The organism is Bradyrhizobium sp. SZCCHNR1015 (genome assembly GCF_032489875.1).
In the GTDB taxonomy this organism is placed as follows: Bacteria; Pseudomonadota; Alphaproteobacteria; order Rhizobiales; family Xanthobacteraceae; genus Bradyrhizobium.
The window spans coordinates 187,212-209,987 of record NZ_JAUEYW010000002.1 but is presented as its reverse complement, the minus strand read 5'-3'; the positions used below and the strand labels follow the sequence as shown (position 1 = coordinate 209,987).

At 61.1% G+C, this 22,776-nt stretch carries 10 protein-coding genes; 4 read left to right on the top strand and 6 right to left on the bottom strand.

Annotated elements, in window-relative coordinates; translation table 11 throughout:
* Positions 1-450: 450 nt before the first annotated feature.
* The 4 genes from QX128_RS04640 to QX128_RS04625 all read right to left on the bottom strand — a co-directional run bounded on the left by QX128_RS04640 (position 451) and on the right by QX128_RS04625 (position 14,300).
* Positions 451-10,146 carry a calcium-binding protein gene (locus QX128_RS04640; RefSeq protein ID WP_316236803.1) on the bottom strand — a complete coding sequence of 3,232 codons (9,696 nt, stop codon included), beginning with the start codon at positions 10,144-10,146 and terminating at the stop codon, positions 451-453.
* A 23-nt stretch (positions 10,147-10,169) separates the two neighbouring features.
* Positions 10,170-10,655 carry a hypothetical protein gene (locus QX128_RS04635; RefSeq protein WP_315753314.1) on the bottom strand — a complete coding sequence of 162 codons (486 nt, stop codon included), beginning with the start codon at positions 10,653-10,655 and terminating at the stop codon, positions 10,170-10,172.
* Between the two features lie 77 nt (positions 10,656-10,732).
* Positions 10,733-12,187, bottom strand: coding sequence for an HlyD family type I secretion periplasmic adaptor subunit (locus QX128_RS04630; protein WP_315801838.1), 1,455 nt, complete (start codon positions 12,185-12,187; stop codon positions 10,733-10,735).
* Positions 12,174-14,300 carry a type I secretion system permease/ATPase gene (locus tag QX128_RS04625; RefSeq protein ID WP_316236802.1) on the bottom strand — a complete coding sequence of 709 codons (2,127 nt, stop codon included), beginning with the start codon at positions 14,298-14,300 and terminating at the stop codon, positions 12,174-12,176. The genes QX128_RS04630 and QX128_RS04625 overlap by 14 nt, the downstream gene beginning before the upstream one ends.
* A gap of 693 nt (positions 14,301-14,993) precedes the next feature.
* On the opposite strand from QX128_RS04625, the gene QX128_RS04620 reads away from it, so the two are divergent.
* From QX128_RS04620 to QX128_RS04610, 3 genes are all read left to right on the top strand, one after another.
* Positions 14,994-16,178 carry a phosphatase PAP2 family protein gene (locus QX128_RS04620; protein ID WP_315753308.1) on the top strand — a complete coding sequence of 395 codons (1,185 nt, stop codon included), beginning with the start codon at positions 14,994-14,996 and terminating at the stop codon, positions 16,176-16,178.
* A gap of 225 nt (positions 16,179-16,403) precedes the next feature.
* Positions 16,404-16,568, top strand: a complete 165-nt coding sequence (locus QX128_RS04615) for a Flp family type IVb pilin (protein ID WP_315753307.1) — start codon at positions 16,404-16,406, stop codon at positions 16,566-16,568.
* Between the two features lie 993 nt (positions 16,569-17,561).
* The gene (locus QX128_RS04610) at positions 17,562-18,695 is read left to right on the top strand and encodes an acyltransferase (RefSeq protein WP_315753305.1); all 1,134 of its coding nucleotides are present in this window, start codon (positions 17,562-17,564) and stop codon (positions 18,693-18,695) included.
* Positions 18,696-18,875: 180 nt separating this feature from the next.
* Here QX128_RS04610 and QX128_RS04605 read toward each other — a convergent pair whose 3' ends face one another.
* Together QX128_RS04605 and QX128_RS04600 are read right to left on the bottom strand one after the other, a co-directional pair.
* Positions 18,876-19,148 carry a conjugal transfer protein TraD gene (locus QX128_RS04605; RefSeq protein ID WP_315753303.1) on the bottom strand — a complete coding sequence of 91 codons (273 nt, stop codon included), beginning with the start codon at positions 19,146-19,148 and terminating at the stop codon, positions 18,876-18,878.
* Position 19,149: 1 nt separating this feature from the next.
* Positions 19,150-19,476, bottom strand: a complete 327-nt coding sequence (locus QX128_RS04600) for a conjugal transfer protein TraD (protein WP_315753301.1) — start codon at positions 19,474-19,476, stop codon at positions 19,150-19,152.
* 171 nt (positions 19,477-19,647) lie between these two features.
* Here QX128_RS04600 and traA point away from each other — a divergent pair, with 171 nt between their 5' ends.
* Positions 19,648-22,659, top strand: coding sequence for a Ti-type conjugative transfer relaxase TraA (gene traA, locus QX128_RS04595; RefSeq protein WP_316236801.1), 3,012 nt, complete (start codon positions 19,648-19,650; stop codon positions 22,657-22,659).
* The last annotated feature ends 117 nt before the right edge of the window (positions 22,660-22,776 follow it).

Below are 22,776 nucleotides of genomic sequence, written 5' to 3'. Positions count from 1 at the left end.
CCCACTTCGTTACCGATATTTTTGCGCTACCTGTACCTGAATACGGGAGGGCGTCTAAGGCGGAGTAAAAAACACGTTCGCATCCATCTCCTCGCACGGACAAATGGACGCTAGTTAACAACCTATGAATGACAGATGTGCCCGGGCCGGCTGATGGGAACGGCATTTTGGACGGGCGTCCCCAGAGGCGAGGAAGTGCCGCCGTCATCGCGATGAAAGGTGAGTCTTGTCAACGATCGTAGCTGGCTTGCCGCACCAGTCGACGAGGGACTTACTTCCCCCTCGTCTGGCGCCGAGATTGAGGTGTTCGCAATCCTGCAGAATCACTAGTTGCTGGCGTGGCGGCGGCAGAGGAAGCGGAGGCACGTCGGCAATCAGGCCGAAATGAGATTGAACTGGCGCGCCCGACGAATCGAGCGAGCCAGCTTTCGTCTCCGTGTACCTCACCCTCTACGCGTGCCAAGCGGCCGCAATCGATGCCTGCAAGCTCGGGTCGCTGGACGCTGCCTGGCTCCCTGCGCTGGTCGGATCGAAGCCCGCATGGCTAGACGAATAGCTCGCCATGGCCTGGACCAGCTGCGAGATCTGGCTGTCAATCTTGAGACCGCCGGCGGTGATCTCCTGCAGCTGGTTCGATGGCGCCGAAAACCAGTTCTTGATCGTGACGTTCTGAGTCGTGCCGAGCAGATCGATCTGCAGATCGTTGCCGGACTGCAGGAACCAGAGATCGTTGTCCGTCACGCCCGTTCCGAAAGCTAGCTGTCCGCTGGCGGTAGAGCTGCTCGCAGTTCCGTTCACGATCGTCTCCTGGCCCGCGCTGAACAGGTACCGATCGTTTCCTCCGCCACCGATAAACGTATCATTGCCGGCGCCGCCAACAAAAACTTCAGAGCTAGCTGTTCCTGCCAGCGTAGCCGAACCTGCTGTGCCGGTAGAGCCGGTCCCGACCACGAGCTGCACCTGCTGGTCGGCAAATCCGAGCGAAGCAATGCCGGACAACGTGTCGGTTCCGTCCGGACTGCCGCTGCGCAGGTCGCTGACCACGACCTGATTAGCCGAATTCAAAGATACCGTGTAGTTCGCAAAGTTGCCGGTGAATGCGACCGTATCAACCCCGCCCCCACCGACGATCACATCGTTGCCTCCGGATCCGACGAATATCTCGTTGGCCGCGGAGCCGCTCAGCGCATCGACGCCCGCCGTTCCCGAGACGACCCCGATCGCTGCGTCAGCGAAGATCAGCTGCGTCAGGCCTACCGCGGAATTGGCGCCCGATGCGCCTGCACGAGTGTCTAGGATCAAGACATCGCCGAAGGCATCGGCGGCAAATCGATAGCTGCCGTAGCTTCCGGCAAAGATCAGGCTACCGGTCGCAGCCGCAAAACTGTTTGCTCCTGCCGGCGCCGTCAGCGTCACGACCTCGCCGCCTCCATTCTGGAAGTAGCGAACCTCGACCGCATGCGACCCGATCCCCAGTGTCACCTGGCCGGAGACCGTGTTATTGCCGTGCAGCCCGTCATTGTTCACGACCCGCACGCCATCGATGTAGAGCGCGGAGCCGTCGTCGGAAGCCAGGCTGAAGGTATAGGTTCCAGCCGTCGTGATGGTGAGGTTGGCCTGGTAGGCCGTCGCGAAATTGACGTGCGACGAGGCTGGCCAGGCGGCGTCTGCGGTGCCCGAGATTTGGGACACTGTCGTCACGAAGCTCGGCGCCGCCCCCCAGTTGACGTCCGACAGCTGCGACGGTCCGGACGTCAGGGCAAAGAAGTTCGCGACAAAGCCCGCTTGACCGTGCCACGCACCCGCCATCGCGCTCTGCAAGGCGAGGTCGCCGGGGACCTGCGAGACCGACGCCGGATCAAAGCCCGGGTGGGCCGCCGTATAGGCTGACATCGCCTGAACCAGCGTCCCGATTGCGCCGCCATCCAGCACCGTCGTTCCTGCAGTGATAGTCTGCAACTGGCTGGCGGAGCCCGCAAACCAGTTTGCGACCGTCACCCGCGTCGCTGTGCCGACCACGGCGACCACCAGATCGTTGCCCGATTGCGTGAACCACAGCTTCTGCGCTGTGGCCCCGCTGCCGAAATCGATCTGGTTCTTCGCGCCGGCCGTCGCCGACAGATTGATGGTGGCTTGCCCCGTGCCGGACGACACCCGGAACAGGTTGGAGCGTGTGCCGCCGAACGCCGTCTCGGCCCCATCACCGAGCACAAAGATGTTGGAGCCCGTCGCGTTGCCGACCAGGGTCGGATTGCTGCCGCTTCCGGTCCAGGTGAAGGTCAGCGACGCGTCCCTGACTGCGGCCCGGTCCCAGACCGTGCCGTCGGCAAACCGGACCTGCTGGACGCCGCTGGTGCTCGACTGCACCATGTTGTCGATCCTGATCACATCGCCGTTGTTGCCGATCGTGAGGATCCAGTCGTTGCCGTTTGAGGCGACGGCCACCCCCACGTCGGACGGCCGGATTCCGGCTCCGAGCGACAGCACATTGGCCGCGGTGCTCGAGCTGTCGATCTCGTCGATCTCGAGCTGGCCGTATCCGGTGTTGAACACGAACGTGTCGTTGCCGCCGCGTCCATGCGCGATATCATTTCCTCCCTTGCCGTCGAATGTGTCGGCTCCGAGCGAGCCCCAGAGGACGTCGTTGACGGTGGTGCCCGTTGTCTCCAGCGCGAGCAGCTGTTGCCGCGACAACACTGTACCGTCGGCGAACGCCACCGACTGGATGCCGCCTGTGCTCGTCAGGTCGCCGTGAATGTCGATTTTGTCGGTGTCGTCGTTCCGGATCCGAAGGATCAGATCGGCGCCATTCTCGACCTGCACATAGATGTCCTGGGCAGAGATGCCGGCGCCCAATTTGATGGCGCCGGTCGCGCCGGCGTTCAGATTGACGTCCGTCCGCCCGACGCCGCGGCTGTAAAGCAGGGTGTTGGTGCCCCCCACTGCTGCCGCATTTGCAAAATTGACCGAGACGTTGCTGGCGGTGATTTCATAGACGTTCGAGCCGTAGCCTGAGCCCGATAGTCCAGCCGACGACGTGTTGCCGAGCCAAGTGAAGGTGATCGGCACCGACGCTGAGCCGCCCAGCGCGATTGAGCTGCCGTCGCTGAACACCAGTCTATTGATTGAACTGGTGGCGACACCACCGCTGATCGTCAGATCGTTGTGTACCAGAATGTTGTCGAGCGCGTTATTGCGGAACTTGACGATCATGTCGCTGCCGCTGGACTGCAGCAGCACGTCCTGCGCCGAGATGCCGGTGCCGAACTGCAACGTGCCCTTGCTCGCGCCGGGCCATACCGATAGGGCACCAGATCCTGCCGCATACTTGACCGTGTTAATTCCGGCGACACCGTTGCTGTAATCGCCGAACCCGAGATTTCCGGATGCCGACACCTCGAACACGTTCGAGCCGAAATTCGAGTTGCCAAGATTGAAGCCGTTGGTGTTACCGACCCAGGTGAAGGTAATCGGCACCGAGGCCGAACCTCCCAGCGCGATCGAACTACCGTCGCTGAACACCAGCTGATTGATCGAGCTAGAGGCAACACCGCCACTGACCGTCAGGTCGTTGTGAACGAGGATGTTGTCGCCTGCATTGTTGCGGAACTTGACGATCAGGTCGCCACCACCGGCTTGCAGCAGCACGTCCTGCGCACTGATACCCGCGCCGAACTCCAGGGATCCCTTGCTCGCGCCAGGCCAGGCCGTCAGGCTGCCGGATCCTTGCGCATATTTGATCCGGTTCGTTCCAGCGACCCCGTTGCTATAATCCGCAAAGCCCAGATTTCCGGCTGCCGACACCTCGAATACGTTGGAGCCGAAATTGCTGTTGCCGAGGTTGAAGCCGTTGGTGTTGCCGACCCAGGTGAAAGTCAACGGTGTGCCTAGGCCCGCAGCCGGCTGTCCGACCGGTAGCACCGCGCCGTCACTGAATGCGATGCGAATGATCGCGCTGGAGACGCCCCAGGGCTGTACGGTAAGATCCCGCGGCACGGTGATGACGTCGGTGCTGTTTCTGAACCTGATCGTCAGGTCGCCATTGCCATTCGCCTGGAAGTAGAGATCGGACGACGAGATCCCCGCTCCCATCCGGATCGTCGTGACCGTATTAGCAACGGTCACCTGGCCGCTTCCGGCGGTGAAGGGATACGCGTTGGCGTCGCTCGATCCCGCCAGGATGTCCAGGATCTGCGCTTGGCTCCAGCTGGCGCCATCACTGAAGCTGACGGTGGATAGCGTCCCGTTGCTGAACTGCGCCTTCACCGTGACGGTCTTTCCCGTCGCCGTATTCGCGATGACGAGGTCGGAGCCGTTGCGGCTGAGCGTTACCGCGGTCGAGGCAATATCTTGCATCACCAGGATGTTGCCGCTCGTACTGTCCTCGATGACGTCGTTGCCGCCCGTCGAAGTGTAGATGTAGGTGTCGGTTCCCCCCTGGCCGTTCAGATAGCGGTCACCGGCTCCTGCCAGGATCGTGTCGGCCGCGTTGAAGCCGTAGATCGACGTCGCGCTGGAGCTCGCTGCCTGCTGCAGCACGAGGGCCCGCAGGTCCGCCTGCTTCCAGACTGTGCCATCGTCGAACACGACCTGCTCGACGCCCTGGCTGAACCAATCGTCGAGTGTCTGCTTGATCAGGACCGAACCACCGTCACCGGCGCCCGGCGCGCTCTCGGCAATCACCAGGGTCAGGTCGTTGCCGTTGCGGACGAAGCTGATGTCGGAAGGCCGGATCCCCTTGAACTTCAGATTATCGTAACTCGAGGCGTTGCCCACCGTTCCCTCGATGATGGTGTCGTTGCCATCACCGCGGTTGTAGATATAGGTGTCGTCGCCGCTCCCGCCCGACATCACATCGTCGCCGCGTCCACCGGTGATGACGTCGCTGGTGTTGAAGCCGTCGATGACGTCGTTGCCGGCGGTCGAGTATTGCGTCAGCACCTTGAGGCGTAAATCGTTCTGCGTCCAGACGGTCCCGTTGTCGAACACGACCCGCTCGATGCCCTGGCTGAACCAGTCGTCCAGAGTCTGCTTGATCAGGATCAAGTCACCATCCCCGGCGCCCGCCACGGTTTCGGCGATGACGAGCGTCAGATCGTTGCCGTTGCGGACGAAGCTGATCGCGGCGGGGTCGATACCTTGAAGGCGCAACGTATCGAACGTCGAGAAGTTGCCGGCCGGCCCGTCGATGATGGTGTCATTGCCGTCGCCGCGGGCGTAGATATAGGTATCATCTCCGGCGCCGCCGTTCAGCGTGTCGTTGCCACGCCCGCCGATTAGGATGTCGTTGGTGTTGAAGCCGTTGATGACGTCGTCGCCCGGCGTGAACGCCTGCGACAGCGCCGTCGTGCGCAGATAATTCTGGTCCCAGGTCGTGCCGTCGTCGAACACGATGTTCTCGACGCCCTGGCTGAACCAGTCGCCTAGCTCGTCCTTGAGCACAATTGAGCCGCCGTCATTGGCGCCGGTCACGCTTTCGTTGATGATGAGCGTAAGGTCGTTGCCGTTGCGGCTGAACGAGATGCTGGCCGGGCTGATCCCTTTCAGCCGCAGCGTATCGATCGTGCTGTAGTTACCGGAGGTGACCTCGGTGATGACGTCGTTGCCGTCGCCACGGTTATAGATATAGGTGTCGTCGCCGGCGCCGCCGGCGAGGGTATCGTCGCCCTTGCCGCCTTCGATCACATCATTGGTGTTGTAGCCGACGATGACGTCGTTGCCGTCGGTCGACGCCTGGGCCAGCAGCTTCAGCCGCAGATCGTTCTGGGTCCAGACGGTGCCGTCGTCGAACTTGACCTGCTCGATGCCGCGCGCGAACCAGTCGTCGAGCTCGTCCTTGAGCAGGACCGAGCCGGCATCGCCGGCCCCGTCGGCGCTCTCGGCGAACACCAAGCGCAGATCGTTGCCGTCACGGACGAGCGTCACGTCGGCCGGATCGATGCCCTTGAGCACCAGCGTGTCGAAGGCAGAGGTCTGCGCATCCGGACCGTCGATGATGGTGTCGTTGCCGTCGCCGCGGGCATAGACGTAGGTATCGTCCTCGCGGCCGCCATCGATGACGTCATCGCCCTTGCCGCCTTGAAGCGTGTCGGCATAGGAGAAGCCGTAGATCACGTCGTTGCCGTCGGTCCCGGCGCTGGCATCCATGCTCTGGATCACCTCCTCCCAGCTGACATAGGAGCCATCAGCAAAGGTGAAGTACTCTATGCGGTCGATGGTGGTGTTGAGCAGACCGTAATCGACCCGGAACTGCCCCTTGACGGTCACGGCATCATCGGTGCCGTTGATCGCGATTGTGACATCGTTGGAATTGCCGTCGCGGTGGAACGACAGGTCATCCAGCGTGATGCCCTGACCGAAGCGCAGGAAGTCCGGCCGCTCGCCCCAGATCCAGGCCTGATTGTCCTCGATCGTGTCATGACCGTCGCCGCGGCCGAACATGTAGGTGTCACCGCCGTCGCCGCCTGACATGGTATCTGTGCCGAGACCGCCGTTGAGAACGTCGGCGTCCGGCGTGCCGACCAGATTATCGTCGGTCGCGTAGGATGGCATTCCGACCGCTTTGGCGAGGTCGAGCTTGCTCCAGGTGGTGCCGTCAGCGAACTTGATCACCTCGATCGACTTGTCGAAATCCTGATAGGCCGTCACAAGGCCCGGCCGGCGGCCGGCGAACTCGTCGATCACCCGGATCTGGTTGTCGGTGCCGTTCTGGGTGATGACGAGGTCGAGCCCGTCACGCACGAAGGTGAGATCGGAGACGTTGAGGTGGGCGAACCAGATCGCGTCCTCCTGGTTGTCGCCAAGCCCCTGCCAGACGTCCTGAATGACATCGTGGCCAAAATTGTAGCCGACCACGTAGGCGTCGTGGCCGCCCTGCCCTTGGACGACCTGATCGGAGCCATTGAGATAGAAGATGTCGTCGGTGGTGTCGCCGCCGGTCAGATTGCCGTTGCCGATCACGAGCTCCGAGGCCGGGATGTCGAACAGCTTGTCAGCGACCGCCTGCAGCGACAGGTTGACCGGAACGTTCTCGAACGCATTGACGATGTTGGCGAACAGATAGGCGTCGGTGATTTGCCTTCCCTGGTCGTCACGCTGGAAGTCCGGCAGCATCATGCCGATGATGCCCTTCCATTGCTCCAGATAGCTGCCAGCTGCGGTCGGGTCGCTCGGCGTGTGCTGGAAGATCTGCTCCAGCATCGGCGCGAACTGCTGGTCGGTGGTGGGCTTGAAGGTGTCGGTCGCGACATCGTAGGTGATGCCCGCGAAAAACGGCTTCAGCTCGCCTTGCATGGCAACGCGGATGGCGAGCCTGTTCAGCACGTTCCAGCCAGCGGTGACCGCGTCGGCGGCGCGCGAGATGGCGTCTGCGCTCGGATTCGTCGGAATACCGAGGCCGATCTGCTCGCCGGTGAAACGCTCGAGGAAGGCGATATCGGCGGCCGTCAGCGTCTGCCAACTGCCCTGCTCCGGCGTGCTGCCCAACACCTGCTGCAGCGTCGGCCGCTCGATGACCACCCCATTTGCATCGCGCACGGCCTGGCCACTGGCATAGGCGTAGAAAAGACCCTGGTCATCCGACTTGCTGATGATGAAGTCGTAGAGCACCGCCCCCTTCTCGTTGGTCGTGCCGACAAACTGAAACTCCGCCGTCGGCTCGGTGCCCGGCGTGCCTGAGGGCACGGGAACAGCGGCCTGCCAGGCGTAGAGAATCGGACGAACGGCCTCACGCAGAGCGGACAGCGAGAGGGAGGCCATCGACGGCAGCGCGGCGTCGACGACATTGATCAGGCTCGGCTTCAGCGTCATTGCGACGCGCAGGTCGGTCAGCGTGCCGAACCCTTTCAAATTTGGCCGGCTCGAAGCCGCCGCGCTGATGCTGGAATCCCCCAGCCACGTCGTATTGTAGTTGTCGGTCTCGAGCTGGACATCAGCGGCAAGCCCGGTCGAGCCATCGGCGCGCATGAAGGTTCCCGTCGCGGAGATCGTATCGGCGCCGTCCGTGTAGGTCGAAGGCGTCGATCCGGTCCCGATTGCGACGATATTGAGGTCAGCCAGCGACTTCAGCTCGCCGGCATCGGTGATGCCGTCCTCGTTGGCATCCACCCAGACTTTGAGCGACGCGAACGTATCGGACGTATCGATGACACCATCACCGTTGAAGTCGGCAAGCCCGTCGTCGAGCGCGCTGACCGCCCCGTCATGATTGCCGTCGAGCTGGGCCAGCTGTGTAAAGCCGGACACGGTCTCGTTGCCGAACAGCTCGCCAACATCATCGACCACACCATTGCCATTCAGGTCCCGAACCAGGAAGCCGTCATTGCCACCGATCCAGCCGACCGGCTCGGCAAAACCGTCCTTGTCGATGTCGAAACGAACCCGCGAAGCCTCTTGAATCGTGAAGGCGATACCATTGCCATCGAGATCGAGCACCAGCGGATCCTTGCGCCCGTTCGGCTTTCTGCCGTAGAGCGCCTGACCAGCCTTATCGAGCGCAGTGAGCTCGGCCGCAGCCGTCTCGAACCCGCTCGTCCACATGTTGCTCCGGACGGTCTTGAATGTGATCTCGACGACGTAAAGGCCCGCTGTCTGGTTGCTGCCGGAAACCCCAAAGTTGAAATGAGGAATGTAGGTCTGATTTCCGTTAGAATCGGTAATAATCAGATCACCAGTTTTGTTTCGACCGTACTGATTGTCGAAGACGTCATAAGCATACGGGTCTTCCGAGCCACCCCAGCGAACCGCTCCAGTAAGAACATGATCATAATACGTGATCCTGTCATCAGAACTCGCGTCCTCAATCAGAAGTTCACCGTTATGGGACAACTCGATCTGATCTTGACCGTCGCCCGTCTTAACGATCGCACCGGGATTGTTCAACTTGAAGACGTCGCTCTTAGATGTACCAATTATCTTATCAAAATTGAGAAAGGACGGCTTAGAGCCGTCTAAATGTCCATCTATGAATCTCACGCCACCTTGAAGTTTGGAAAGATCCAAAACATCCGGCTCATCGGCGGGATTTCCTCCAGCATCAATCTCTTCCACCGAACTCAGAAGATCTAGACTGTCCGCTCCAATCACAACCGTGTCGGATTGCGATCCGAGCTTAAGCTTTTCTATAGAGACGAGACGGTCACGCCCGCCAAATCCATTGTCGGTTACAAGAATCGGCACGATACCGTCAACCATATCCGACGCCGAAACAGCGTTCTGGTCGATCAGGACCTTGATGCCTTTGCGTCCGGGCAGCCCAAGATCTCCGGAGTAGTCAGCAGTATCGATCCCATCCCCTGAAAGGGGCAACCCTCTGTCTCCACCATGCAGTAGATTAGCCCCTTGCCCTCCGACCAAGATATCGTCCTGCAATCCCCCATACAGGAAATTGTCTCCCGGACCACCGTAAATTCTATCCGATCCATCATAACCGAACGCTAGGTACACACCTTTGTTCGCGCGATGCGACATGTCGATAAGATCGACGATGTCAACTCCCCCCAAGACTGTAGAGCTCGAGAGGGGCAAATCGCCGACCCTGAGGACGGCCACATCGCGGCCTTCCGAGTATTGAATTCCAAGGGCCATCCGCGCGAGCCGCGTATCAGGTACGAGCATCCCAGCCGAATAAGAGACCATGTAATCATCGCTAAGCCCCATCTGAGCGGCAACGATGTTTGTATCAGCTGCAGTTTCTCCAAGATCGTCGAATGTCGAGCCATTTAAGTCCGAATTAGTTACATTGTTTTTGTAAGGCCCAGTACCTACTGGATCGTCTTCTCCCGCGATTGCATGAATCAACTCATGGATTATAACCAACTCCTGCCGAAACTTAACTAGCTCACCTGAGCTGTTCATAAAATATGAATTTTTTATTGCAGAAAGATTGAGTCCCACCGTCTCGCTGAAGCGGTCGGTGATTGCCGTGGTCGTGGGGGGCGTTTGGAAAAACTTGATAAGTTTTCCTCCGCTTACAGCACTCTCCAACAGCGAACGTGCATACGCAGAACTGTCGTATAGCTGCTTCAATGAATCGCGAATGGAATTTTGCTCATCCGGGGTGAATTCGATTTCTGAATTGTTCGGATTGCTCCAGGCGGCTTTATCCGACCAGAAGTCAACGGCCTTGCTTACTGCTTCCCAGCTCATTGGCGTTCCTTAAACGGCTATATTTATCTTCTTTGCTCGATGAGATCATAAAATGATCTCTGGATTGCAATCAGCTCAAGACCAATCAGGGCGTCGTGATCAATCACACCGGCAACGTAACCGTGCCCAACGCCAATTCGGGTACAGGTGCTGATGGATGTAACAACCTTCACTGCGTCACGGTCGAATGTTCCTTTGACAACCCTTTCGACCCGAGCGTTCATCACAGCGAGCCGGCCGTATTTTTGAGAGCTGATATCGGCCTCAATGCCGACGATCGTCACCTCTAATATGACGGGCGCATTGACCTGCGTAGGTATATGGTCAAAGAGCACTCCCGTTTGCACGCCGGCCACCGCGCACGCTGCTGCCTGATCGAACCAAGCAAAATAAAGAGCGGCAGAAAGAGCACAAATCCTCAACGTCATACAACTGACAGCGCGACCTACCCCGCTGATTTTCTGCGCTCGCCTCTCGAACATGCGCCGCTCACCATTTGCAACGTTCATGCAAGGCAAGCTCATAAGCTTCCGCTTTCCCTGATCGATCTGGCTAACCAGTCTTGCTGTTAACTCGCAGCTCATCCCTATCGCTCCCTCAAGCTCTCCTGCTTATACCGTAGCAACGGCGACATCACATATTCGATGATCCGCCGCGTCCCCGTCTTGATCTCCACGGTCACCGCCATGCCGGGCGCGAGCGCGACCATCTTGTCCTCGACCTGCATCTGCTTCTCGTCGAGCGACACCCGCGCCGAGTAGATGAACTCCTGCCCGGCCGGCTCGCTGGTCTCGGCCAATGCGCCGGAGGTCTTGCCGCCGTTCTGCTTGTCGGCCGGCTTCTCGCGGACGATCGAGTCCTGCGACACGCTCAGCACCTTACCGTGGACGAGGCCGTAGCGGGTGAAGTTGAAGGTATCAATCTTGATCTCGGCGGGCTGGCCGACATTGACGAAGCCGATGTCGCGGTTGGAGATCATGACCTCGGTCTCGAGCTGGCTGTCGGCAGGAACAATGAGCATCAGTTGTTGCGCCGGTGTGACGACGCCGCCGACGGTGTGCAGCGCGAGCTGCTGCACGGTGCCGTCGATCGGCGCGCGCAGCACCTGCTCGGCGATCTTGCGCTCGGCCTTGACGAGATCCTGGGTCAGCTCCTCGGCCTTCTTCTCAGCATCGGCGAGATCCGACAGCACCTGGCGCTCGAATCCGGAGCGGGTCTGCGCGAGCTGCTGTTCCAGCGCCAGCCGCGCAGCCTCGATCTCGACCAGGCGCCGCGTCTGCACGATGCGCTCGTTCTGTTGGTCGATCAGGCGCGACTGCGCATCGATATAGGCGATCTGGTTGCCGTACTGGATCTCCTTGGCGTTGCGGCGGATCTCGGCGGTCTCCTGCAGGAACGGCAGGGTGGCGTCGATCTTGGCGATCGCGGCCTCGATCGACTGCGCCTCGGCGCGCTTCTGCGCGACCTGCTGCAGGTTGGACGCAAGCTTCGCCAGCTGCTCGGCGGCCTGAGCTTGCAGCGCGGCGCGGGTGCGCGCGACATCGGTGGGTGCCGCGCCCTCGGGCACGTTGAGCGGCCGCAGCGCGGCGAGATTGGCAAAGCTATCGCGCAGCACGCTCAGCCGGGCCACATCGAGCCTCGCCTGCATCAGGCCCTGCGCGACGCGGCGGCGCTCGGCCTCGGTGACGGTGCGGTCGAGTTCGACCAGCACGTCGCCGGCACGGACATTGTCGCCGTCCTGGACGTGGATCGCGGCGACCATTCCGGCCTCCAGCGGCTGGATCGTCTTGGTGCGGCCGGTCGGCACGATCTTGCCCTGCGCCGAGGCGATGATGTCGACGTGGCCCAGGATCGACCAGCCGATCGCGATTGCGAAGAACAGCATGATGGTGGCGGCAACGGCGCGTCCGGCGGGCGAGGCCGGCGTCTCCACGATCTCCAGCGCAGCAGGCAGGAACTCGCGCGCATCGTTGCGGCGGCCCCGCCGCGCGTCGAGCGAGATCGGCGCGTTGTCCTGCTTGTGCGCCTCAGCCGACGACATGGAGCCCCGCCTGGATCTGGTGCAGGGTCGCATAGCGGCCGGCGCGCTTGATCAACTCGTCATGAGTGCCGTCCTCGACGAGACGGCCGTTCTCAATGGTGATGATGCGGTCGGCGTTGCGGACGGCCGACAGCCGGTGCGCGATGATGAAGACGGTGCGCCCGGCGCAGATCTTGCGCATGTTGCGCTGGATGATGTTCTCGCTCTCATAGTCGAGCGCCGAGGTCGCCTCGTCGAAGATGAGGATGCGTGGATTGGTGACCAGCGCGCGGGCGATCGCGATGCGCTGGCGCTGACCGCCGGACAGGCTGGCGCCGCGCTCGCCGACCACCGTGTCGTAGCCGTCGGGCAGGCCGAGGATGAACTCATGGGCGCCAGCGAGCTCGGCCGCCTGGATCACCCGCTCCATCGCCATGCCGGGATCGGCGAGCGCGATGTTGTCGCGGATCGAGCGGTTGAACAGCACGTTCTCCTGCAGCACCGCGCCGATCTGCCGCCGCAGCCAGGTGACGTCGGCGACGGTGAGATCGACGCCGTCGATCAGGATGCGGCCGCTCTCCGGCACATAGAGCCGCTGGATCAGTTTTGTAAGTGTCGACTTGCCGGAGCCGGAGGGACCGACGATGCCGACCACCTGGCCTACCGGCACCTTCAGGCAGACATCGTGCAGCGCCAGCGGACCATCGACACGGTAGCGGAAAGAGACGTGATCGAACACCACCTCGCCGCGCACCGGCGGCAGCGCGGCGCGGCCGGGATTGAAGGCGGGCTCCGGCGTGGTGTTGAGGATGTCGCCGAGCCGCGCCACCGACAGCCGCGCCTGGTGGAAATCCTGCCACAGCTGCGCCAGCCGCAGCACCGGCTGCGCCACCCGCCCCGCGAGCATGTTGAAGGCGATGAGCTCGCCGACGCTCAAATTGCCCTCGATCACCAGATGGGCGCCGAAATACAGGGTCAGCGCGGTGACGATCTTGCTGATGAACTGCACCGACTGGCTGGCCCAATTGCCGAGCGACAGCACGTCGAAGCTGGCGCCGACGTAACCTGCGAGCTGTTCCTCCCAGCGCCGCTGCATCTGCGGCTCGATCGCCATCGCCTTCAGGGTCTGAATCGCGGTGACGGTCTCGACCAGGAAGGCTTGGTTCTCGGCGCCACGGTTGAACTTGACGTCGAGACGCTTGCGGAAGAGCGGCGTCACGCCGGCCGAAAGCGCAATGTAGAACGGAAACGAGCCGACCACGATCCAGGACAGGAACGGCGAGTAATAGAACATCACCCCTAAGAAGACGAAGGTGAAGGCGAGGTCGATGACCAGCGTCAGCGCCGAGCTGGTGATGAAGTTCCTGATGTTCTCGAGCTCGCGCACCCGCGCCACCGAATCGCCGGCGCGCCGCGCCTCGAAATAGGCGATGGGCAACGCGACCAGATGGCGGAACAGCCGTGCGCCAAGCTCGACGTCGATGCGGTTGGTGGTGTGCGAGAACACATATGTTCGAAGACCGCCCAACACCGTCTCGAAGATGGTCACTGTGACCAGGCCGAACACCAGCACGTCGAGCGTGGTGTAGCCGCGATGGGTCAGCACCTTGTCGGTGACGACCTGGAAGAATAACGGCGTCACCAGCCCGAAGAGCTGCAGGAAGAATGACGCCAGCAGCACCTCGCCGAGCAGCCGGCGATATTTGTGCATCGCCTGTATAAACCAGGTAATGTCGAAGCGCCGCGCCAGATCGGAGAGCGAGACGCGGCGCGCCATCAGCACCACCGTGCCGGTCCAGCTAGCCTCGAACGCGGCGCGCTTGAGACTCTGCGGCCGATTCACCAAGGGATCCTGGATCAGCGCCGCCTCCGCCGTGACCTGTCCAAGGATCACGAACGAGCCATCCGACCGCGCCACGATGGCCGGCAGCGGCAGCTTGCGAAGCCCGTCCCAGCTCTGACTGACCGCACGCGCCTTCAGCTTCAGCTGCTTGGCGCAGCGAAGCATCTCGGTCACGCCGACCGCCTCTCCTGCTAGCTGATGTGCAATCTGCGCCGGATCGACAGCGACCTGATGGAAACGCAGCAGCAATGTCAGGCAGTCAAGCCCCGTATCTCTCTGCCCCGCTTCCATTGCCCCTACACTACCCTAAGTCGTGCAGGAATAATGTACCACAAGAAACGATTGGACAAGATCTGCCACGTTCCCGCCGAGGATATTTTTACCTGCGAGGGATCGCACGTTACACGCATTGCATGCATTGAGTGCAGGCTTCGCGCGTCTGCTGGACCAACCCGACAGCACCTCGCAACGCCCCGGACAGCTGAGGAACGAAGGTTCTTGACTTACTCAGCTAGCTCCCTCACGGCAAACGCCTGAACTCGCGCGCGCCTGATGTTCCCCACCACAAACAAAGAACGATACAATCCCTGCGAATCATAAGCATCTGCGTGATGTTCGAGAGCTGGTGAATTCCGAATTGCCGAGGCGATAAACATCCGGCCGCCCGAACAACTGACAATTTTGACAGCAAGGTGAAATCCGCACTCAAAACATCGCCGCGCAACGAGCAAGCCTACATAAGGACCCCCGTTGACACCAAAGCTGCGATGTCAGGCGATCATAGGCTCATGGCCAGTAGCTCTTGGACAACGCAATCCCGGACCGATTCCCAACGCACGTCTCGCAGGGCGCTAGAGATCTGTTAAGCATCTCAGCACGGTATCATGTTAAAATACACGTTGAGATTGCTCAGGCTCACGGTTTTTGCGTATGTAGGTACCGACCGAAATAATCTGAAACAGACTGACACGGGAGCGGACATCCATGTTGGAGCCCGCCACAGACACCCTATTGCCCGCATTCTTTCGTCGCCTCCGCTTCCTGATATCCGCAAGGACACAGATCGGGGAGATACACAGACCTAACGGCACGCAATCGCAGGATGGAAATTCAAGTCCTCCTGCTTCCCAGACTTCGGGTCGCACGGCTTTCGCCTGGTCTTCTCAGGGAACCCATACGACCGGATATGTGGAAGCGAGCGTATGGGCCATTTGCTTTGTCGCGACCACTTTCGCGGCCTTCCTGCTCCAGCGGTCGGCTGTCATTGTCGATCTCGGCAGCCTCTTGGTTGCATTGACGATATTGGGCTTCCTCCTCACGGTTCACGTTGTCTATCGAAGTTGGCGACCATCGCCGGTGCTCAGCAACTTGTGCGGAGCGCTCCTAGCAATGTTACTATCGGGCGCAGTGGCTGGAATCATCAGCCTTGTCGGGCTTCGGAACAACGCCCCATTCATCGATGTAGATCTTGCGAGATGGGATCGAGCGGCAGGCTTCGACTTGCCTGCTGTCATTGCTTGGGCAGCCGACAACCCCGCCTGGTCCCAGCTCCTGTCGGTCACCTACGACAGCTCATTCCCCCTGCTCTTCGGCCTTTCAGTGCTGCTCGCAATCGTTCGCCGTTTCGATCATTTATGGATACTGACGTTCGTATTCGCCAGCACGATTGTCGCATGCGCGAGCATTTCCGTGATTTGGCCGGCGAAAGGTGCCTTCGCGTTCTTTGGGTACCCAGCCAGCTTGCTCGAGCATCTCCCGACAGGCGCGGGAACGTATCACTTGTCGAAGTTGGAATACTTCCGCAATGAGGCCTCGCCGTTGCTGTCATTCGCCAATCTGCAGGGAGTTGTGACGTTTCCCTCGTTCCATTGCTGCCTGGCGCTGATGATCATATCCGCGTCCTGGCACCTCAGGTGGCTATTTCCGATTTCATTGATCTGGAATTCCCTCGTGATCACATCGACCGTGCCGATCGGTGGACATTATGCGATCGATCTTCCATGCGGCGCGGTCGTGTGGCTGGTCGCAACCGGAACTGCTATCGCCTTGATGTCATTGTCCTCGCGACGGGCGCAGGGATCATCTGGATTGCGAGCCGACGCTTCACACGACCGACTCACGCACGGAATGTGCCAAATCATGACCAGAGCGCAAGTCAGCGAATCCTGACACCGGCCCTGTATGCCCTGGTCTGCGATTTCCCGCGATGGCGTACACGCGTCCGTTCCGACACTAAAACGCACAGCCACCTGCGCCCCCCACTAGATCATAAGCGCCAAGGATATTCACTCTATCTAAAACTGTATTCTTAATACTCATCTATTATAAGATGACGTCGGATATCCTTTTCTGGCGTGAAGGTGCGCCGATCTGGCCAACAGCAAAGAGGGTGTAATGCGGGTCAAAATGATGAGGTTCCTGCGTGACGAATCGGGAGCCACTGCAATCGAGTACGGATTGATTGCCGCCGGAATTTCACTTGCGATCATCGCAGCAGTCAACGGTCTGGGTAGCAAGATCAACACCTCGTTTGTCGACATCAATTCCTCCATCAACTAGTTCTGCGCAGTTCAGACGTTGGCGTTCTCAGGAAGCCCGAACCAATGCGTTCGGGTTTCTTGCTTCAAGGCCGCGGCGGCGCGGAATACTGGTCTAAGCTTCTGACGGAGGGTCCCCGGCCATTTGGTGTTAGGATTGTGGCTGTCGAGTTCTACGTCTCCGATCATCCCGTCGTCCCGCCCGCGCCCTGGAACGTGCCAGGCACCGTATTCACATCCCCGCTGTCGGGCATGCTCGATGGATTCGATGCATCCAAAAGCGACAGGCGGCGAGGTTCCGGACTACAATTACAGCTGGCAGGAGAGCCCGTCGGCGCGCCCGAGATGCTTCGCCGTGCCAAGCAGCTGTAGCCGAAAGCGCGTGCGGTTCGGGAACTTGGGAGCTATCAAAGCTCCCGCTAACTCGCTATCGTATCGCGAGCCGATGGCTCCTTCGTCATCCTCGGCAGCTCACATCATCGAGCAACTAAAGCGCCTCACCAGATTTGGATTTGAGTGACTGTAAAATAAACCCAGTTGTTGCGGGGCGCGGAACTGCACTTGGCGAGCGACTGCATTCTCGAGCTCGCGAGCGACTCTTCTGGCGATCAGAGCGTCAGATTGAGCAGCTCGGCAGCCACAGTTCTCGGTGCGGCGACTCTTGTTCTTGTCACCATTGGCGATCTGGCACCGCATATCTCGTTCGGCGTTGCCTCCCCTTTTCGTCGGCCTCGCAGCAGATTTTGAGTATCCACCTCCGTCGTCGCGGCTTTCACTAGAGCAAGGTCGAGGCGCTGGAGAGGAAACCGCGCGCAATGGTCACCGGGTCGGGATCGTGGCCTTTGATCCGCAAGATCTTAACGTAGACCGCGACGATCAGCGTTTCATTCCTTGGAGAGGGCAATCTAGTGTGGCGCCGAGATCGCCTGCGACGAACGCCTGGGATGCCTCCAAGCGAAAAGAATCCTTCACTTTGCTCGGACTAGAATTGACCAGCGCCCTCGTCAGGAGGTCGATGACCCCGATGATCATTCCCAAAGCGTCGACATGGCCTAAGGACCAGAAGCTCCTTGGATTGGAAGGGCTGCGCTTCCTCGCTACTGTCGCCGTGCTGCTGTGGCACTATCAGCACTTTGCCTTCGTCGGCGAGGAGCCGGTCGGTCTCGTGAGGAGCGAGCTGCCGTTCTACCGCGTTCTGTTCCCGTTTTATGAGAAGGGCACGATTGGGGTCGAGATATTCTGGTGCATCTCCGGCTTCATCTTCTTCTGGAAGTATAGCGCGGCCATCGCCGACCGCACGATCAACGGATGGACCTTCTTCGTCTATCGGCTGGCGCGACTTTACCCGCTCCATCTCGCGACGTTGCTGTTGGTCATGATGCTCCAGCTGATATATTTCGTTCAGCACAACTACTTCTTCGTCTTTCAGCAAAACGACATCCCTCAATTCGTCAAGCAGCTGTTCATGGCCAGCGACTGGCTTCCGCCGCATGGCGTCAGCTTCAACGCACCAATCTGGTCAGTCTCAATCGAGATCGTGGTCTATGCGGCGTTTTTCCTGTCGCTGCGCGTCGTGCGTCCGTCCCCGCTCTTCAATCTAGCGGTGATCGTGATCTCGATCGCGACCGGTACGCTGATGGCAAAATGCTTCGCTTTCTTCTACGCTGGCGGCCTTGCCGCGATGGCAAGACAGGCTGTCGCCGGGGCTCGGCATCGGCCGAAGGTGGAATCCTTGGCTGCGTGTGCGAGCATCGCGATGCCCGCGGCATTTTGGATGTCCGGCATGGGCCTTGAGGCGCTCACTGCACCGCTTCTGCTCATCTATACGCCGATCCTGTTGTTCTGCTGCTCGAAGCCCATAGTCTTGCCGCGGCGCCTGGAGACCCTGGTGGAGACAGCCGGCAATACAACCTATTCCTGCTATCTGCTGCACTTTCCAATTCAACTTGCGATCGCGCTTGCTTTTTCGTTTATGCAGCGGCCCATCCCCTACCTCGATCCTCTGTTCTCGGCGGCTTTCGTGCTGTCCACGCTCGTCACCGCGCGCCTCACCTATTGCTGGTTTGAAGCGCCTGCTCAGCGGCTAGTCCGGACCCTTCTGCTGCGAAGGCAAGAGACTCGGCAGGCGAGTCCGGTCCTGCTTCAATGAAGGCAATCATCATGAAGGCGGAGATCTCGATCTAGTGTGCCTTACCCAACGCCAGTGGCCAATTTGGAAAGTCACAGTGACCGCTTTATCAAGAGCGAATGGCTCGGAGCTGGAGTAAGGCGGCAACCAAATCGCAATTTGTATGCCGATTGATCAATAGGGCTGCTGTCGAAGCGGCAGCTACTGGCCAACGTGCGATTGTCGGACATGAACGATTGTGCGTGTTGGCATCCTAGGCTCCATCTCGAACGCTTGTTTTCCCTTCGCGGCCCAAAGCTTACGTGCCCGTTCGCCCTCACCGCTTTTAAGCTTGTCAGCCATCCAAAGTAGCGCGCCGAAGATCGTGGAACGGTCGTCACCGGTCAGGTCCACGATACCGGCTTTGATCACGAGGCCGCCGAGTTCGATGAGGTGCCGGGTGCGCTTACGGCGTTCGACCTGCCACGCGCGCATGTCATGTCGCGCTTTTGCGGCTTGATGCCGGGTGCGCGCCGCTCGGTTGCGTAGGAGCAACGTCAGCGTCGCGGTCAGTTGCTGGCGCAACTCGCCGCGACCGTCCTTGAAAGAACGCGACGCCGCGCTTGGCCCATGCCTCCCTCTTTCCGGCCTCTTTCGTCTCGGCCAGCACGATCAGCGCGCCCGCGAGTTCGTCGGCGCTGAGCGCGTCAGCTCCAGTAGCGATCACGAGCTCGCCGAGCTGGCGTACCTTGCGTGTTTTCAGCTTGCGCGCCTTGTCGTCGAGTGCCTTCAGGTCAGCATCAAAGTTCCTAGGTTTGCGCATCGTCGTCTCCATGAGTGGCAATGGAGAAATGATAGCTTGCGCACTGGCGCATTGCTGTAAGGTCATCAGGACGAGCTGAGACGGGATAGTCCCTCCCGAGATTTTTTCGAGGGAGGGCGCGCTTATACGTCGTGCCGACGTACGCTTCGCTGTGTAGATGCTCTGGTCGCGATGGCGATCTATCATCTTCACGTCAAGGTCATTGGCCGGAAGGCCGGAAGCAGTGCGGTGGCATCGGCGGCCTACCGCTCGGCATCGCGGCTGCGTGACGAGCGGCTCGGCCGTGATCAGGACTTTTCCGAAAAGCGCGGCGTCGTTCATTCCGAAGTGATGCTGCCGGAGAACGCGCCGGCCTCATGGGGCGATCGCGAGCGGCTTTGGAACGATGTCGAAGCGCGCGAAATCCGGAAGGATGCCCAGTTGGCCCGTGAGGTCGAGTTCGCCCTTCCGCGCGAGCTGAGTGAGGCGCAGGGTATCGAGCTCGCCCGGGACTTCGTTCGCGGCGAGTTCGTCGGTCTCGGCATGATCGCCGATCTGAATGTGCATTGGGACAGGGCAGAGGACGGACTGCCCAAACCTCATGCTCATGTCATGCTGACCATGCGCTCGGTCGACGAGAACGGCTTTGGCCAGAAGGTGCGGGACTGGAACCGCACCGAGATGGTCGAGCGCTGCCGCGAACGCTGGGCCGAGCTCGCCAATGAGCGGTTAGCCGAGCTCGATATCGACGCGCGGATTGATCACCGCAGCCTGGAAGACCAGGGCATCGCGCTGGAGCCGCAAAGCCAGATCGGCGCGCCCGCCAAACGGATCGAGTCTCGGGGCATCGCTGGCGAAGGCGGCGAGGCCGATCGCGCCGAGATGCACCGCGAGATCGCGCGCAACAACGGCGCGCGGATTGTCGCCGCCCCCACCATAGGGCTGGACGCCATCACCCAGCAGCAATCGACATTCACGCGCCGCGATATGGCGAGGTTCGCGCACCGGCATAGCGACGGGCTCGACCAGTTCAATGAGGTGGTGGGCGCAATGCAAGGAGCGCCCGGCCTGGTCGAACTCGGCAAGGATGCGCGCGGCGAGGATCGGTTCACCACCCGCGGAATGATCGAGGCAGAGCAGCGCCTGCACCGGGCCGCTGAACTGATGGCAAAACGGGAGCGCCCCCAGGTGCGCGACGCGGATCGCCAGGCCGCTTTGGCGGGTGCGGAAGCGCGCGGCCTGGTGCTGTCGTCCGAGCAGGCTGAGGCGCTGGCGCACGTCACACATGGACGCGATCTCAGCATCGTGGTCGGCCATGCCGGGACGGGAAAGAGCGCGATGCTGGGGGTGGCACGGGAGGCGTGGGAAGCCGCCGGCTTCGAGGTCCGGGGCATTGCGCTGTCCGGCATTGCCGCAGAAAACCTCGAAAGCGGATCGGGCATTGCGTCGCGCACGATTGCCAGCCTGGAGCATGGCTGGGAACAAGGCCGTGACCTGCTCCAATCCAGTGATGTGCTGGTGATCGACGAGGCGGGGATGGTCGGCACGCGCCAGCTTGAGCGCGTGCTGTCCCACGCTGCCGATGCTGGTGCAAAGGTGGTGCTCGTCGGCGATCCGCAACAGCTGCAGGCCATCGAGGCGGGCGCGGCGTTTCGCTCGATCCATGAGCGTCACGGCGGAGCGGAAATCGGCGAGGTGCGCCGTCAGCGGGAGGGCTGGCAGCGGGACGCCACGCGTGATCTGGCAACCGGCAAAACGGGCAATGCGCTTGGAGCCTACCGCGCCCACGGCATGGTGCATGAGGCCCAGAGCCGCGAGCAGGCTCGCGGCGATCTAATCGAGCGCTGGAATCGCGATCGTCAGGCATCGCCGGACCGGAGCCGGATCATTCTCACCCACACCAATGACGAGGTCCGGGCGCTCAACGAGGCTGCGCGCGTGCGCATGCGCGCTGCCGGCGATCTGGGCGACGAAGTGCATGTGGCAGTCGAACGCGGCGCGAGAACCTTCGCCAACGGGGACCGGGTCATGTTCCTGCAGAACGAGCGCGGTCTTGGCGTCAAGAACGGCACGCTCGGGACCATCGAACAGATCAGCGCGCAAGCCATGACCGTACAGACCGACGATGGCCGGTCCGTGCACTTCGAGTTCAAAGATTACAACCGCATCGACCATGGATATGCCGCGACGATCCACAAGGCGCAGGGCATGACGGTTGACCGCGTCCATGTGCTGGCAACGCCGGGCATGGATGCCCACAGCAGCTATGTCGCCCTGTCGCGTCACCGCGACGAGGTGGACCTGCACTATGGTCGCGATGATTTTGCGGGTCAGGAGCGGCTCACCCACACCCTGTCGCGCGAACGTGCGAAGGACATGGCCTCGGATTACGACTGCGCCGATCCGGTCCAGAGCTACGCAGAAGGGCGTGGGATCACATTCCGCGAGCGCGTAGCTGAGATCGTGCGCAAGATTGTGCCCGAGAAGCTGCGAGACATCTTCGACGGCCTGCGCTCTCCGGCTGATGTGGCCGGACTGGATAGCGAAGGGAGGCGGGAGCGGGCAACACCGGAAAGGGAAGCCAGCGGTCCCGCAGCCGACTGGCGCGGAGCCGAAGTGCCGGCAAGCAACGTGGCGCAAGATCCCGAAGCGGACGCCCGTCGCGTCCGGACACGAGCGCTGGTGCGCCATGCCCGCGCGGTAGATGCGATCTTCGAGGCGCAGGAGACGGGCGGCAGAGCCAGTCCCGAGCAGGTGAAAGAGCTGCAGAAGGCCCGCCAAGCCTTCGAAGAGGTGCGCCCGTTTGGCTCGCACGATGCCGAGGCCGCCTACAAGAAGAACCCGGAGCTCGCCCGCGAAGCGGCGGACGGCCGGGTCAATCGCGCCATCCGCGCGCTCCAGCTCGAAACCGAACTCCGCAGCGATCCGGGCCGTCGCGCCGATCACTTCGTTGAGCGATGGCGGGAGCTCGACCAGACCAGCAGGCACCTATATCAGGCGGGCGACTTGTCCGGCTACAAGGCCACGCGCTCGGCGATGGGCGACATGGCGAAGAGCCTCCAGCGCGACCCGCAACTGGAATCCATCCTTGCCGGCCGCAAGAACGATCTCGGCATTGCATTCGAATCGGGCCGCCGACTCGGCCAGGATCTGGCCGTCGTCCATGGCATCGATCTCGGCAGAGGCCGAGGCCTTGGAATTTGACCCATCCCGTTTGCCGCCGGCTCTACGCCACAGCTGGCAACGCGCGAACTCCTATTGTCCGCCTGCACCTGTTTGGCCTCTGGTCTCGCCGGACGTCAGAAGCAACCAGCGAGGGGC

What these genes read in the sequence shown, in the direction of transcription:
- QX128_RS04640 (WP_316236803.1), bottom strand. Translation starts at nt 10,146, where the DNA reads ATGAGCTGGGAAGCAGTAAGCAAGGCCGTTGACTTCTGGTCGGATAAA.
- QX128_RS04635 (WP_315753314.1), bottom strand. Translation starts at nt 10,655, where the DNA reads ATGAACGTTGCAAATGGTGAGCGGCGCATGTTCGAGAGGCGAGCGCAG.
- QX128_RS04630 (WP_315801838.1), bottom strand. Translation starts at nt 12,187, where the DNA reads ATGTCGTCGGCTGAGGCGCACAAGCAGGACAACGCGCCGATCTCGCTC.
- QX128_RS04625 (WP_316236802.1), bottom strand. Translation starts at nt 14,300, where the DNA reads ATGGAAGCGGGGCAGAGAGATACGGGGCTTGACTGCCTGACATTGCTG.
- QX128_RS04620 (WP_315753308.1), top strand. Translation starts at nt 14,994, where the DNA reads ATGTTGGAGCCCGCCACAGACACCCTATTGCCCGCATTCTTTCGTCGC.
- QX128_RS04615 (WP_315753307.1), top strand. Translation starts at nt 16,404, where the DNA reads ATGCGGGTCAAAATGATGAGGTTCCTGCGTGACGAATCGGGAGCCACT.
- QX128_RS04610 (WP_315753305.1), top strand. Translation starts at nt 17,562, where the DNA reads ATGACCCCGATGATCATTCCCAAAGCGTCGACATGGCCTAAGGACCAG.
- QX128_RS04605 (WP_315753303.1), bottom strand. Translation starts at nt 19,148, where the DNA reads ATGCGCGCGTGGCAGGTCGAACGCCGTAAGCGCACCCGGCACCTCATC.
- QX128_RS04600 (WP_315753301.1), bottom strand. Translation starts at nt 19,476, where the DNA reads ATGCGCAAACCTAGGAACTTTGATGCTGACCTGAAGGCACTCGACGAC.
- traA (WP_316236801.1), top strand. Translation starts at nt 19,648, where the DNA reads ATGGCGATCTATCATCTTCACGTCAAGGTCATTGGCCGGAAGGCCGGA.